This window comes from Pseudomonas sp. IT-196MI5 (assembly GCF_949767415.1).
Taxonomy (GTDB): domain Bacteria; phylum Pseudomonadota; class Gammaproteobacteria; order Pseudomonadales; family Pseudomonadaceae; genus Aquipseudomonas.
In genome coordinates this window covers 49,432-61,983 of record NZ_CATKPZ010000084.1, presented here as the reverse complement: position 1 = coordinate 61,983, position 12,552 = coordinate 49,432, and the positions used below count along the sequence as shown (strand labels likewise).

11 protein-coding genes are annotated in these 12,552 nt (G+C 61.4%); 6 read left to right on the top strand and 5 right to left on the bottom strand.

Annotated elements, in window-relative coordinates; all coding sequences use genetic code 11:
* Positions 1-61: 61 nt before the first annotated feature.
* Positions 62-982: a TauD/TfdA dioxygenase family protein gene (locus tag ACM6IK_RS28450; RefSeq protein WP_414876946.1), complete on the bottom strand. Its 921-nt coding sequence runs from the start codon at positions 980-982 to the stop codon at positions 62-64.
* Positions 983-1,165: 183 nt separating this feature from the next.
* On the opposite strand from ACM6IK_RS28450, the gene ACM6IK_RS28445 reads away from it, so the two are divergent.
* Entirely contained in the window at positions 1,166-2,086 is a 921-nt protein-coding gene (locus ACM6IK_RS28445; protein ID WP_414876945.1) for a LysR family transcriptional regulator, read from the top strand.
* A 105-nt stretch (positions 2,087-2,191) separates the two neighbouring features.
* Here the strand turns inward: ACM6IK_RS28445 and ACM6IK_RS28440 are convergent, their stop codons facing one another.
* On the bottom strand, positions 2,192-3,205 hold the full coding sequence (locus ACM6IK_RS28440) for an ABC transporter substrate-binding protein (protein ID WP_414876944.1): 1,014 nt from the start codon (positions 3,203-3,205) through the stop codon (positions 2,192-2,194).
* Between the two features lie 401 nt (positions 3,206-3,606).
* On the opposite strand from ACM6IK_RS28440, the gene ACM6IK_RS28435 reads away from it, so the two are divergent.
* From ACM6IK_RS28435 to ACM6IK_RS28425, 3 genes are read left to right on the top strand one after another with little or no spacing between them, the layout of a single operon-like run.
* Complete coding sequence (locus tag ACM6IK_RS28435) at positions 3,607-5,205, top strand: ABC transporter permease (protein ID WP_414876943.1); 1,599 nt, start codon at positions 3,607-3,609, stop codon at positions 5,203-5,205.
* On the top strand, positions 5,202-6,017 hold the full coding sequence (locus ACM6IK_RS28430) for an ABC transporter ATP-binding protein (RefSeq protein ID WP_414876942.1): 816 nt from the start codon (positions 5,202-5,204) through the stop codon (positions 6,015-6,017). The genes ACM6IK_RS28435 and ACM6IK_RS28430 overlap by 4 nt, the downstream gene beginning before the upstream one ends.
* A 15-nt stretch (positions 6,018-6,032) precedes the next feature.
* Entirely contained in the window at positions 6,033-7,643 is a 1,611-nt protein-coding gene (locus tag ACM6IK_RS28425) for an arylsulfatase (protein ID WP_414876941.1), read from the top strand.
* A 130-nt stretch (positions 7,644-7,773) separates the two neighbouring features.
* Here ACM6IK_RS28425 and ACM6IK_RS28420 read toward each other — a convergent pair whose 3' ends face one another.
* Positions 7,774-8,847, bottom strand: a complete 1,074-nt coding sequence (locus ACM6IK_RS28420) for a fatty acid desaturase (protein WP_414876940.1) — start codon at positions 8,845-8,847, stop codon at positions 7,774-7,776.
* Positions 8,848-8,947: 100 nt separating this feature from the next.
* Between ACM6IK_RS28420 and ACM6IK_RS28415 the strand changes: the two genes are divergently transcribed.
* Complete coding sequence (locus ACM6IK_RS28415; protein ID WP_414876939.1) at positions 8,948-9,952, top strand: AraC family transcriptional regulator; 1,005 nt, start codon at positions 8,948-8,950, stop codon at positions 9,950-9,952.
* A gap of 208 nt (positions 9,953-10,160) precedes the next feature.
* On the opposite strand, the gene ACM6IK_RS28410 is transcribed toward ACM6IK_RS28415, so the two are convergent.
* Positions 10,161-10,847, bottom strand: a complete 687-nt coding sequence (locus tag ACM6IK_RS28410; protein ID WP_414876938.1) for a Crp/Fnr family transcriptional regulator — start codon at positions 10,845-10,847, stop codon at positions 10,161-10,163.
* Positions 10,848-10,930: 83 nt separating this feature from the next.
* Here ACM6IK_RS28410 and ACM6IK_RS28405 point away from each other — a divergent pair, with 83 nt between their 5' ends.
* Positions 10,931-11,455 (top strand): DUF962 domain-containing protein, encoded by a 525-nt coding sequence (locus ACM6IK_RS28405; protein ID WP_414876937.1) that lies wholly within the window; start codon positions 10,931-10,933, stop codon positions 11,453-11,455.
* A 107-nt stretch (positions 11,456-11,562) separates the two neighbouring features.
* Here ACM6IK_RS28405 and ACM6IK_RS28400 read toward each other — a convergent pair whose 3' ends face one another.
* The gene (locus ACM6IK_RS28400) at positions 11,563-12,552 is read right to left on the bottom strand and encodes a sulfate/molybdate ABC transporter ATP-binding protein (protein WP_085717793.1); all 990 of its coding nucleotides are present in this window, start codon (positions 12,550-12,552) and stop codon (positions 11,563-11,565) included.

Sequence of the window (12,552 nt, the reverse complement as noted above, 5' to 3'; positions counted from 1 at the left end):
ACTGATCCTGCGAACACCGAAGATCCCCTGTAGGAGCGGGCTTGCCCGCGAAAGCGTCAGGTCAGACGCCGCCGATATCCGGCCCTTTCACCGTCTGGCTGACCTGCCCGTTCACACCCACCGGCACTTCACCCTTGAGCGTCACCCGGCGCACGATGCGGTCCTGGGTCCCGTAGTCATCCACTGCGTAATGCTGGGTGGAGCGGTTATCCCAGATCGCCACATCGCCAGCCTTCCAGCGCCAGCGCACGATGTTTTCCTGGCGGATCACATGGCTTTGCAGCAGCCCGAACAGGTGCGCCGAATCGGCCTGGGAATAGCCCTTGATGCGTTTGACGAAATGCCCCAGCAACAGGCTCTTCTCACCGCTGATCGGGTGCACGCGGACCACCGGGTGTTCGGTCTCGTAGACGGTCGAGGTGAAGATCTTGCGATAGCGCTCCAGCTTCTCGGCCGAGACGTCAGGCCGGGTGCCGGCATAGTCGTATTCGTTGCTGTGCACGGCGACCAATTTGTCGGCCAGTTCACGCAGCTCCGCCGACAAACCGTCGTAGGCGGCGGCAGTATTGGCCCACAGGGTGTCGCCGCCGAAAGCCGGGGCCACCACCGAGCGCAGGATCGAAGCTTTGGGGTAGGCCTCGACGAAGGTCACGTCGGTATGCCAGGAGCTGGCTCGCTGGCCTTCGGCACCGTCCAGTTCCAGCAGAAAACGCGTGCCTTCGCGCACCGGCACGGTCGGGTGCGCCACCGGTTCGCCGAGCAGATGGGCGAACGCCTCCTGGCGCTGATCGTCGAGCAGGGTCTGTTCACGGAAGAAGATCACTTTGTATTGCAGCAGCGCCTGTTGAATGGCTTCGACGGTGGCGGCATCCAGCTCGCCTGAAAGCTGTACCCCACGGATTTCGGCACCGATGCGACCAGCCACCGGGTGGATTTCAAGCGCGTGAACAGCGGGTTGTACTGCGAAAGCGGCATTGCTCATGGGTAGACCCTCATCAGACTGCTTGCGGTTGAACCGGCCGCGAAACACTGCTCTATCTATATTCTATTTAGATCTAATAGATATCTACATGCTTCGTTGACGGAATAAGAGGTTGCATTTAAAACCTCAGTCAACCCTCGCCGCAAATGCCTTCGAGCTATTTTTAGGATGCCGGAAAAGCATATGGATCTTCGCCAGTTGCGTTACTTCATCGCCCTCGACGAACACCGCAGTTTCGTGCGCGCGGCCGAGGCCATGGGCATTACCCAGCCGGCCTTCAGCCGCAGCATTCAGGGGCTGGAGCACGAGTTCGGCTGTGTCCTGGTGGACCGCGGCAACAAGGATTTGCGCCCCACCCCCGAAGGCCTGGTGGTGCTGCAACATGCCCGCAGCCTGGTGCAAGGCGCGGCCCTCTTGAATGCCGAAGTGACGCAGATGACCAAGCTCGATGCCGGTGAACTGCGCTTCGGTTGCGGCCCGGCACCGGCGGTGAAACTGGTGCCGGATGCAGTGGCGCAATTCATCAACGCGCACCCGAAAGTGCGCACCTGTTTCGAGGTGGATAACTGGGAAAAACTCAGCCGTGCCCTGAGCCGTGAAGAGATCGAATTCTTCATTGCCGACATCCGCCATTTCGAGTCCGACCCGAACTTCCAGACCCAGGCTTTGACGCCCAAGCGCGGCGTGTTTTTCTGCCGCCCCGGGCATCCACTGCTGGCCAAGGAGAGCCTGTCGACCAACGACATGTTCGATTACCCGCTGGCGACCACGATGATCCCGCCCGGCATTCGCAAACTGCTGGCGAACCTCAGTGGGCGCGTGGATTTTTCACCGACCATCGAGACCGAGCATTTCCCGGCGCTGGTGAAAGTGGTGCTGCAATCGAATGCGATTGGCGTGGGGACCGAGGAGGCGTTTATCGAGGACATTGCCCAGGGTTCACTGGTGCTGCTTCACTGGCGCAACCTGCCGCAGAACATCGAGAGCATGAATGCACGGTGCGGGATCGTCAGTCGCACCGGGTTCCGGTTGTCGCCGGCGGCGCGGGCGATGATCGAGACGTTGGTGGCGGTGGATAAACAACAGATCAGCGTCGCGGTTTAGGGCCTCATCGCGAGCAAGCTCGCTCCCACAGGGGACCGCCAGTGTTCACACGGTCAGTGTGGGAGCGAGCTTGCTCGCGATGGGGCCAGTGAGCTCACTGAAGATTCAGAGCTTGGCAGCCGCCAACTCCGGCGCCACCCAATCGCTCACCTTGAACGACTTGCGAATCAGCTTCTGCTGCGAAGCCAGATCCACGGCATCCTGCAACTTGCCGAGGAACACCGGGTCAAGCGTCGAGGGGAACACCTCACTCAGTTTCTGGTCCTTCAGATCCTGCGTGAGGATCACCACCGGATAATTAGCCAGCCCCGACACCAGTTGAATGTAGGCGTCCTTGTTGCTGTCCCGGGTCAGCCACTCAACGGCCTGCTGTTGGGCCTTGAGCAGTTTCGCCACCGCCTCCGGATGCGCATCGACAAACTTCCCGGTCCCTATCAGCACCGCCTGCACGCTGCCGGCGCCGCCCAGGTCCTTGGTGCTCAGCGGCAACTCGGCCAGCCCCTTGGCCTGCAACGCTGTGAGCCCGGAACCGCCCCACGAGGCATCGATCTGCTTCGCCGCCAGCGCCGCGACCGCCGCGTTGAAGTCCAGGTTGATGACTTTCACGTCCTTCTCGCTCAAACCCTGACTGGCCAGCGCCGCGTCGAAGGACAACTGGCTGGCGGTGCCACGGAAGATCGCCACGCGTTTGCCCTTGAGGTCCTGCAGGGTCTTGATCCCCGAACCCGGCACCACGCCCAGGTAATGCTTCACCCCGCGCGCCGAGGCGCTGAGCAACCGCGTATCCAGTCCATTGGACTTGCCGATGATGGCCGCCAGATCGCCGAGGTAAGCCAGGTCAACCTGATCGTTGGCGAACGCTTCGTTGATCACCGGGCCTGCGCCCTTGAAGAAGCTCCATTGAATCTTGATGCCCTGATCGGCAAAGGCCTTTTCGAAGATTTGCTGATCGCGCAGCACATCCACAACACCGCCACCACTGTGCTGGGTGCCGGCACTCAGGTCCGGCACGGCGATGCGGATTTCCTTGAGTTCGCTAGCGTTGGCCGTGAAGGCCAGCAGGCCCGCCAGGGCCGGTGCGGCGAACAGGCTGATGACACGTTTGAAGGGAAGGTTCATGGGTGCGGCTCCTTGGGCAACGGGCGTTGAGGAACCGAACGTAGGCCGAAGTGGACCCAACACTTAAATACTATAAATTCACATTTTTAGACCATTTAGATCTATACCAACCCCTCCGGGCCTCTTGCCCGGGTATGCAGGAACGGCATCGAAAATATTCTTCGAATGCATTGGATGCGGCTGAGCCGGAGGCCTTAAATGGCCTTGCTTATCTCTCAATAGCATTGATTTGAATTTTTATAGATCGAATTTGCATACGCCTGGATCCCCTGTGGGAGCGAGCTTGCTCGCGATGGCGGTGTGTCATCCCGCACATAAGCCGCCTGACACGCCCTCATCGCGAGCAAGCTCGCTCCCACAAAAAGGCAGCCTGTATTGCAACCCGACAACGGAGGTCATCCATGGCCCGTGTTTCTCTTCTCAGCCTGCCCTTGGCCGCGCCGCCACTTAAAACCAGGCAATGCTGGCCAAGTCTGGGCCAACGTTTGTTGCCGTGGTTGTTGCCCACTGCCCTGCTCACGCTCTGGTGGCTCGCCAGCCGCCATCACTGGATGAGCGAGCAGATCCTGCCGGCGCCGACCCTGGTCTGGAACAGCGCGGTGGAATTGTCCCAAGGCGAGTTGTGGAGCCATTTGTGGATCAGCTTGCAACGCTTGTTCTGGGGGCTGCTGGCCGGGATCAGCGCTGGCGCTGTTTTGGGTGCGGCACTGGGTTTCAGTCGTCGACTGGAGCGCCTGGTATTTCCGACCTTCGCCGGGTTGGCGCAAGTCCCGACCCTGGCCTGGATTCCATTGTTCATGGTGTTTTTCGGCATCGGTGAAGTGCTCAAACTGGTGGTGTTGATCAAGGCCATCGTGGTGCCGGTGACCTTGCATACACTGGTCGGTGTGCGCGATGCACAACCCAGGCTGCGCGAGGCCGCCGCCGTGTTGCGCCTGCCCAGGCATCTGTTGATCCGACGCCTGGTGCTGCCTGCCGCACTGCCGGCATTCATGGCCGGTGTGCGCCTCGCGCTGGCCGCCGGCTGGACTTCGCTGCTGGCTGTCGAACTGCTCGCGTCCAGCGAAGGCATCGGTTACCTGATGGTCTGGGCGCGGCAGCTGTTCATGCTCGACATAGTCTTTGTGTGCATCGTGGTGATCGGTTTGATCGGCGTGGCGATGGATCGCGGCATCGGTCTGCTGGACAGGAAACTGGTGCACTGGCCGCACCCGGCCACCGCCGAAATCCGTCGCGGGCCGCGCTATCAAGGTTGGCAACGCCTGCAACCGTGGCTGCTGCCATTGGCGCTTCTGGCGTTGTGGCAACTGACCTCGGATCAGCAGTGGATTGACCCGAACATTCTGGTCAGTCCTCTGGCCGTCCTGCAGACCACTCGGGATGGCTTGCTCGACGGCACACTGCTTGGCGGCATGGCCCTGAGCCTGGGCCGGACCCTTGGCGGATTGCTGCTCGGCGGTGGGCTCGGGTTTGCCTTGGGGTTGCTGCTGGGATTGTCGCGTACCAGTGAACGCGTGCTCGGCCCAACCCTCGCTGCCATCCGCCAGATCGCCATTTTCGCCTGGGTGCCGCTGCTCACCGCGTGGTTCGGTCTGGGGGAATTGGCCAAGTGGGTGTTCGTTGCCCTCGCCGCCTTTTTCCCGCTGTTCATCGCCACCCAACGCAGCGTCGCCCACCTGTCGCCGCAACTGAACGAGGCCGCGCAGGTGTTGCGCCTGAATCTGCGCCAGCGCCTGGGTCGACTGGTGCTACCGGGCGCGGCGCCGGGAATTTTCGCCGGGCTTCGGCTGAGCCTGATCTACGCCTGGCTCGGCACCATCGGCGCCGAATATTTCATGCCGTCCAACGGCGGCATCGGCAGCCAGATGATCGGCGCCCAGCAACTGCTGCGCATGGACCTGATCATGGCCGGCATGCTGCTGGTGGGCCTGACCGGTGCCCTGCTCAACCTCATTGGCCAACGCCTGGAAATCCGCGCCACTCGCTGGAGACACGCATGAACGCACCGATTGTCAGCTTCAATCACGTGGGCAAAACCTTCGACGTCGACGGCTTCACACTTGAGGCCATTCGCGAATTCAACCTGGACATCGCCGAGGGCGAGTTCGTCGCCATCGTCGGCTCCAGCGGTTGCGGCAAATCCACTTTGCTGCGGCTGCTGGTGGGCCTCGATACGCAGTTTCGCGGGCAGATCAGCGTCGACGGAAAAACCGTCACCGGCATCGGCGGCGAGCGCGGCATCGTCTTTCAGGAGCACCGCTTGTTCCCATGGCTGAGCGTGGCCGACAACATCGGCCTGGGCCTGGTCAATGAGCCACTGAGCGCTGCACAGAAGCACAAGCGCATCGCTGATTTCATCGAACTGGTGGGCCTCGGCGACTTTGCCCGCGCCTATCCGCACCAGCTCTCCGGCGGCATGGCGCAGCGCGTGGCCATCGCTCGCGGCCTGGTGGCCAGCCCACGGATTCTGCTGCTGGACGAACCCTTCGGCGCCCTCGATGCGTTGACCCGCCAGCAGATGCAGGACGAACTGCTGGCGATCCGCGCCCGGGCAAAAATCACCACGGTGCTGGTCACTCACGACGTCGAGGAAGCGATCTTCCTCGCCGACCGTGTGGTGGTGATGGAGCCCCGTCCGGGGCGGATCAAGCAAGTGGTCGACATTGCCCTGCCCCATCCGCGCCAGCGCAGCAGTTTCGACTTCCACCAGTTACGCGAAGAACTGCTGCACGAACTCACCAGCGACGATCACTACCAGCCCCCCGTGCCGGTGCAGGTCCGCGATCTGCCGCTGTCCTTCATTGCCTACTGAAAAAGGAAATGCTTGATGCCGCAACGTCCCAACTTTCTAGTGATCCTGGCCGATGACCTGGGCTTTTCCGACCTCGGCGCCTTCGGTGGCGAAATCAACACACCAAACCTTGATGCATTGGCCAACAATGGCCTGCGCCTGACCGACTTTCACACCGCTCCGACCTGCTCGCCGACCCGTTCGATGCTACTCACCGGCACCGATCACCACATCGCAGGCATCGGCACCATGGCCGAAGCATTGACCCCGGACCTGATCGGCAAACCGGGTTACGAAGGACATCTGAACGACCGCGTGGTCGCCCTGCCCGAGCTGCTGCGCGAGGCCGGTTACCAGACCTTGATGAGCGGCAAATGGCACCTGGGCCTGACCGCAGAACTGGCGCCTCACGCCCGGGGTTTCGAGCGTTCGTTTTCGCTGTTGCCCGGCGCCGCCAACCATTACGGCTTCGAGCCGACCTACGATGAAACGACGCCACGGTTGCTGAAGTCCACCCCGGCGCTGTACATCGAAGACGACCAATTCATCGATGAACTGCCCAAGGATTTCTATTCCTCCGATGCCTTCGGCGACAAGCTGCTGCAATACCTCAAGGAGCGCGACCAGACCCGACCGTTCTTCGCTTACCTGCCGTTTTCCGCGCCGCACTGGCCGTTGCAGGCGCCGGCCGAGGTGGTGGAAAAATACCGCGGGCGCTATGACGCCGGCCCTGAAGCACTGCGAATCGAGCGCCTGGAAAAACTCAAAAAGCTGGGGCTGATCGAGGCCGATGTCGAGCCGCATCCGTTGATCCAGTTGACCGCACAATGGGATGCCCTGAGCGACGAACAACGGCAGATCTCCGCGCGGGCCATGGAGGTTTATGCGGCGATGGTCGAGCGCATGGACTGGAACATCGGCCGCGTCGTCGACTACCTGCGCCAACAAGGGCAACTGGACAACACCTTCATCCTGTTCATGTCCGATAACGGCGCCGAAGGGGCATTGCTGGAGGCCTTTCCGAAATTCGGCCCGCAGTTGCTGACCTACCTCAACCAGCATTACGACAACAGCCTGGACAACATCGGCCGGGCCAATTCCTACGTCTGGTACGGGCCTAACTGGGCGCAAGTGGCGACCGCGCCGTCGCGGCTGTTCAAGGCTTTCACCACCGAAGGCGGGATTCGCGTGCCGGCGCTGGTGCATTACCCGCAACTGCCGCTCAAGGGGCAGATCAGCCACGGTTTCGGCACCGTGATGGACATCACGCCGACCATTCTCGACCTCGCCGGTGTGCGCCATCCGGGCAAGCAGTGGCATGGTAAACCCGTGGCGCAAGTCCGCGGTAAATCGTGGCTGGGGTTTCTGTCGGGCGAAACGGCGCAAGTGCATGACGAGCACACTGTGACCGGGTGGGAATTGTTCGGTCGGCGGGCGATTCGACAGGGACAATGGAAGGCGGTGTACATCCCGGGACCGGTCGGGCCGGCAACCTGGCAACTGTATGACCTGGGCAATGATCCAGGGGAGATTCATGACCTGGCGTCGAGCCAACCGCAGAAGCTTGGTGCCTTGATCGAGCACTGGCAGCGGTATGTGGATGAGACAGGGGTGATCCTGAGTGAGTCGCCGTTTCAGCCGGATTGATGTTGCCTGATCTACCGCTATCGCGAGCAAGCTCGCTCCCACAGGGATTTGTGCTGAACGCAAATTTCGCATTCAACGCAGAAACCTGTGGGAGCGAGCTTGCTCGCGATGAGGCCCTTACAAACAACCCTCAAGCCTGAGCTGTACGCACCTTTTCCCCGACCACTTCGTCCCTGCGCTCAAACCGGTTGGCCCGAGCAAATGTGCCGAAATCATTGAACCGCACGCCCATCTCGCGCATCACCTTGTGCCCCACCGGTACGGTCAACTGGCGGATGTAAAACGGCTCCTTCACCACAAAGTGATGGATGCCGTGGCTGCTGCCGAAGTTGCAGCAGAACGCCTGCAACGGCCACAACCACCACGCGTTCAGCACTTGAGTCTGCTGCATCACGTTGCCCGGCTCCACGTCACCGTAGTAGTGCATGTTCGAGCTGATGAAGTGCAGGCAGAACGTGCGCAACACATTCGGACCGATGATCACCACAGCCGCAATGTCGACCACCTGCATCACCGACAACGTCGTCGCTGACCACTCGATGGGAGCGCCCATCAGATGCGCAAAGCCATTCGCCGCATGGAAGCCGAGAAACACGTACCACGCGCCCCAATGCATCAGCGCCAGCGGTGCGTAGACCTTTAGCGTGCGGTAGATGATGCGGAACTTCATGGCCCAGGACTTGGCCCGCAGCATGCGGATGAACGACGACATGATGTTGTCGCCAATCATCAAGAACCGTGCGAAGCCCCAAGGCTCGCCGTTGGTGATGGCGCGTTCTTCCATGTCGGCTTCGGAGCCGGAGACTTTGTGGTGGTTGAGGTGCAGGTGGCGGCGAATCCATGGGTTGATGGTGCTCGGCCGCGCCAGCCACACCAGCCCCATCATCAGGTTGTGCGGCACCTTCTGCTTGCGAAAGTACATGCTGTGGATCAGGTCGTGTTCCAGTTCATGGGTCAGCGAGGCGAAAAATGCGTTGAGCAACAGGCACGCCCACCAGGCCATGTGCCCGCTCATGTAGAGCGCCGCCGAACCGACCATACCGGCGATGGCGAAGGTCAGAATGCCTGCGCCGAGGGCGTCCTGATGCTTGAGAATCGGGTATTGCTCGCGCAGCTCGACGCCTCTGGCCAGCACCACTTCACGGATATGGGCTGATCGTTGGGCTGCATTCAGTCGTTGGGGGCTTGCAGAAATACCGCTCATGCTTCCATCCTCTGGTTATTGATGGTTGCATCCTGCCTTGGCAACCCCTGCAAGGCGGTAGCCGAGAACGCCAACCTGTTGACCGGAAGCGCCAATCAGCATGACTGAACCGACCTCCCTCGCCAGCTGGACTCGCGCCCTGCGCAAGCAACTCGATGCCCTGGGCATCGATAGCACCGCCCTGTGCCAGCAAGCTGGCCTCGACCCACAACTGATGGACGACCCGAACGCGCGTTATCCGCTGTCGGGCACCACGCACCTGTGGCAATTGGCGGTGCAGGTCAGCGGCGACCCGGCGATTGGTTTGCGGGTTTCGCGTTTCGTCAGCCCGACCACTTTCCATGCGCTGGGTTATGCGCTGGTGGCCAGCGGCAGCCTGCGGGAAGTGTTCGAGCGCATCGTGCGTTATCACCAGGTGGTCAGCGATGCCCTGGAACTGGAACTGACCCGCACCGAAGATCGCTACTGTTTCCGCCTGAAAATCCCCGCCGGCAACCCGGCTCCGGCCTTCGAAGCCATCGATGCGTTCATGGCGATTTACGTGCGTACCTGCCGCAATCGCCTGGGCCGCGACTACGCGCCGCTGGCGACCTACCTGCGCCGCCCGGAGCCGGCAGACGCGCACCAATGGCATAAAGTCTTTCGCTCGCCCGTGCACTTCGGCGCCGACGAGGATCGACTGGAATTCGCCCTCGTCGACTTCGACAGCCACCTGGACGACGCCAACCCGGAGCTGGCCGAACACAACGAAACCGTGCTCAAGCGCACCCTGGCGCAACTCAAGCCGCTGACCTGGGAGCGCAAGGTCCGCGACGCCATTGAAGAACAACTGCCCGAAGGCGAACCCAGCGCCGAACACATCGCCAAGGCCCTGCACCTGAGCCTGCGCAGCCTGCAACGGCACCTGGCGGATGAAGGCTGTCGGTTCGATACGCTGCTCAACGAAAGCCGTGAGAACCTGGCATTGCTGCACCTGCGCGATCCGCAATGCTCATTGAGCGAGATCAGTTATCTGCTCGGGTTTGCCGACACCAGCAGCTTCAGCCGTGCGTTCAAGCGCTGGACCGGGATGACGCCGGGGCAGTTTCGGGATGGGTTGCGCTGATCTAGCCTGAGAATGGGTTGCCTGGACTGGCCTCTTCGCGGGCAAGCCCGCTCCCACAGTTTTTTCGATGATCACAAATCTCTGATTCACCCAGATTCCCTGTGGGAGCGAGCTTGCTCGCGATAGCGGACGGTCAGTCGACACACCTGGGGACTGACACACCGTCATCGCGAGCAAGCTCGCTCCCACAAGGGATATGCATCGAGTGTCAGACTGTGGCCAATTCCCGCAACCGGGCAGCATCGAGGATTTCAATTTCGCCGTAACTCAGCCCGATGATCCCCTGCCCCTGCAACTCCTTGAGGATCTGGTTGGTGGTCTGGCGTGACAGCGACAACATGGCGGCAAGCTGCTCCTGGGGCAGTTGCAGGACGCGGCGCGGTGGGGCGGTCTCGCCATAACCTTCAGCAATCATCAACAAGCGGTGCGCCAGCCTCGCCGGGGCCGGCAATAGGCTCAGTTGTTCGAGGTTGATGAAGGTCATGCGCAGTTTCTGGCTCATCAGCAACGCCAGTTGCCGCCAGTGCTCCGGGTGCTCGTCGAGCAGTGCCAGCAAGGTGTTTTGGGGAATGTGCAGCAGCGTGCACTGGCCTACGCCGTAGGTATCGTGGGTGCGTGGCTGGCCATCGAACAGGCAGATTTCGCCGAACCAGTGCGGCGGCTCCATCAGGCTCAGCAACGCTTCCTTGCCCTGCTCACTCACGGCACCGACGCGCACCGCACCTTCAAGCACCGCGTACAGGCCGCAAGGTGGATCGCCACGCTTGAACAGCCGCTGGCCCGGTGACAAGCGCCGTACCCTGGCCACCGACAGCAAACTATCCTGTAGGGAAACAGGCAAATGGCTGAACCACTGACCGCTCATCAGGCGTGGACGCCAGACCTGCATATCCATGAAAACTCCTAGAGATTGTCGCCTGGCTGACAGAGCGGGAAGTGGCCCCGGGGCATGATCAATCACCCCACAGGAGAACAACAATGAAAAGCCTCGTCGACCACCTCAGTCAATACGCCGCCTACCACCGTGACCCACGCAACATCGCCTCGCACTTTATCGGTATTCCGCTGATCGTGGTGGCCGTCGCGGTGTTGCTGTCGCGGCCGGAGTGGTCGCTGGGCGGCGTGTGGCTGTCACCGGCGGTGCTTGTCTCGCTGGCATCGGCATGGTTTTACCTGCGCCTGGAATGGCGCCTGGGCGTGTTGATGACCGTGTTGCTCGGGCTGTCCGTGTGGGCAGGACATGCGCTGGCGCAGCAAGGCACGCTGGTCTGGCTGGGCAGCGGCGTGGCGATGTTCGTGATCGGTTGGGCGATCCAGTTTGTCGGTCATCATTACGAAGGGCGCAAGCCGGCATTTGTCGATGACGTGACCGGGTTGATTGTCGGGCCGCTGTTTGTGGTGGCCGAGCTGGCGTTCATGCTGGGGATGCGGCATGAACTCAAAGAGCAAATCGAGGCGCGGGCGGGCGGGGTGCGTCTGCGCCGGAAAAACGCTGCGGCGTAAGACGCCATCGCGAACAAGCTCGCTCCCACAGGTTTTGGGGTTGGCCACAAGTTTTGTGCTCAACACCGATTCAATGTGGGAGCGAGCTTGCTCGCGATGCTTTTGCCTTAGATGTTGGCAACCTTCTGCCAGACCTTCGGCTTGAAGAACAGTGTCTCGCCCTTGGCCAACCCGATCAGGCTGTCGTGATCCTTGACCACCTCGGCTTCGATCAGATCGCTCTGCCCTTCGACCTTCAGCGTCACCCGCGTCGTCGCACCCAACGGACGGATATCGCGCACTTCGGCCGCGTGGTGGTCTTCCAGTTCATGGCGCGACAGCGACACTTCGTGCGGGCGGAACAGCACATGTTTGTCTTCGCCCAAGTGCAGACGGTTCGAATCACCAAGGAAGTGATAGACGAAATCGCTGGCCGGGTTTTCGTAGACATCACCCGGTGAGCCGATCTGCTCGATCACACCCTTGTTCATCACCACGATACGGTCGGCGACTTCCATGGCTTCTTCCTGGTCGTGGGTCACGAACACCGAGGTCAGGTTGATATCTTCGTGCAGACGCGCCAACCAGCGGCGCAGTTCCTTGCGAACCTTGGCGTCAAGGGCGCCGAAGGGTTCGTCGAGCAGCAGCACTTTCGGCTCCACCGCCAGCGCCCGGGCCAGGGCAATGCGCTGACGCTGTCCGCCGGAGAGTTGTTCAGGGTAGCGATCCGACAACCAGTCCAGTTGCACCATGTTCAGCAGTTCGTGGACTTTGGTGGCGATCTGGCTTTCGCTCGGGCGCTGGTTTTTCGGCTTCATGCGCAGGCCGAACGCGACGTTGTCGAACACCGTCATGTGGCGGAACAAGGCGTAGTGCTGGAACACAAAACCGACGTTGCGATCACGCACGTCGTGGCCGGAGACGTCTTCACCGTGGAACACGATGTTGCCCTGATCCGGGGTTTCCAGGCCGGCGATGATCCGCAGCAGCGTGGTCTTGCCGCAACCCGACGGCCCGAGCAACGCGACGAGTTCGCCGCTCTGGATGTCCAGGCTGATGTTGTCCAGCGCCTTGAAGGCATGGAAGTTCTTGCTGACGTTACGCACTTCGATCGACAT

Coding starts and splice junctions, on each gene's coding strand:
- ACM6IK_RS28420 (WP_414876940.1), bottom strand. CDS start 8,847: ATGAGCGGTATTTCTGCAAGCCCCCAACGACTGAATGCAGCCCAACGA.
- ACM6IK_RS28410 (WP_414876938.1), bottom strand. CDS start 10,847: ATGGATATGCAGGTCTGGCGTCCACGCCTGATGAGCGGTCAGTGGTTC.
- ACM6IK_RS28445 (WP_414876945.1), top strand. CDS start 1,166: ATGGATCTTCGCCAGTTGCGTTACTTCATCGCCCTCGACGAACACCGC.
- ACM6IK_RS28405 (WP_414876937.1), top strand. CDS start 10,931: ATGAAAAGCCTCGTCGACCACCTCAGTCAATACGCCGCCTACCACCGT.
- ACM6IK_RS28450 (WP_414876946.1), bottom strand. CDS start 982: ATGAGCAATGCCGCTTTCGCAGTACAACCCGCTGTTCACGCGCTTGAA.
- ACM6IK_RS28435 (WP_414876943.1), top strand. CDS start 3,607: ATGGCCCGTGTTTCTCTTCTCAGCCTGCCCTTGGCCGCGCCGCCACTT.
- ACM6IK_RS28415 (WP_414876939.1), top strand. CDS start 8,948: ATGACTGAACCGACCTCCCTCGCCAGCTGGACTCGCGCCCTGCGCAAG.
- ACM6IK_RS28430 (WP_414876942.1), top strand. CDS start 5,202: ATGAACGCACCGATTGTCAGCTTCAATCACGTGGGCAAAACCTTCGAC.
- ACM6IK_RS28425 (WP_414876941.1), top strand. CDS start 6,033: ATGCCGCAACGTCCCAACTTTCTAGTGATCCTGGCCGATGACCTGGGC.
- ACM6IK_RS28400 (WP_085717793.1), bottom strand. CDS start 12,552: ATGTCGATCGAAGTGCGTAACGTCAGCAAGAACTTCCATGCCTTCAAG.
- ACM6IK_RS28440 (WP_414876944.1), bottom strand. CDS start 3,205: ATGAACCTTCCCTTCAAACGTGTCATCAGCCTGTTCGCCGCACCGGCC.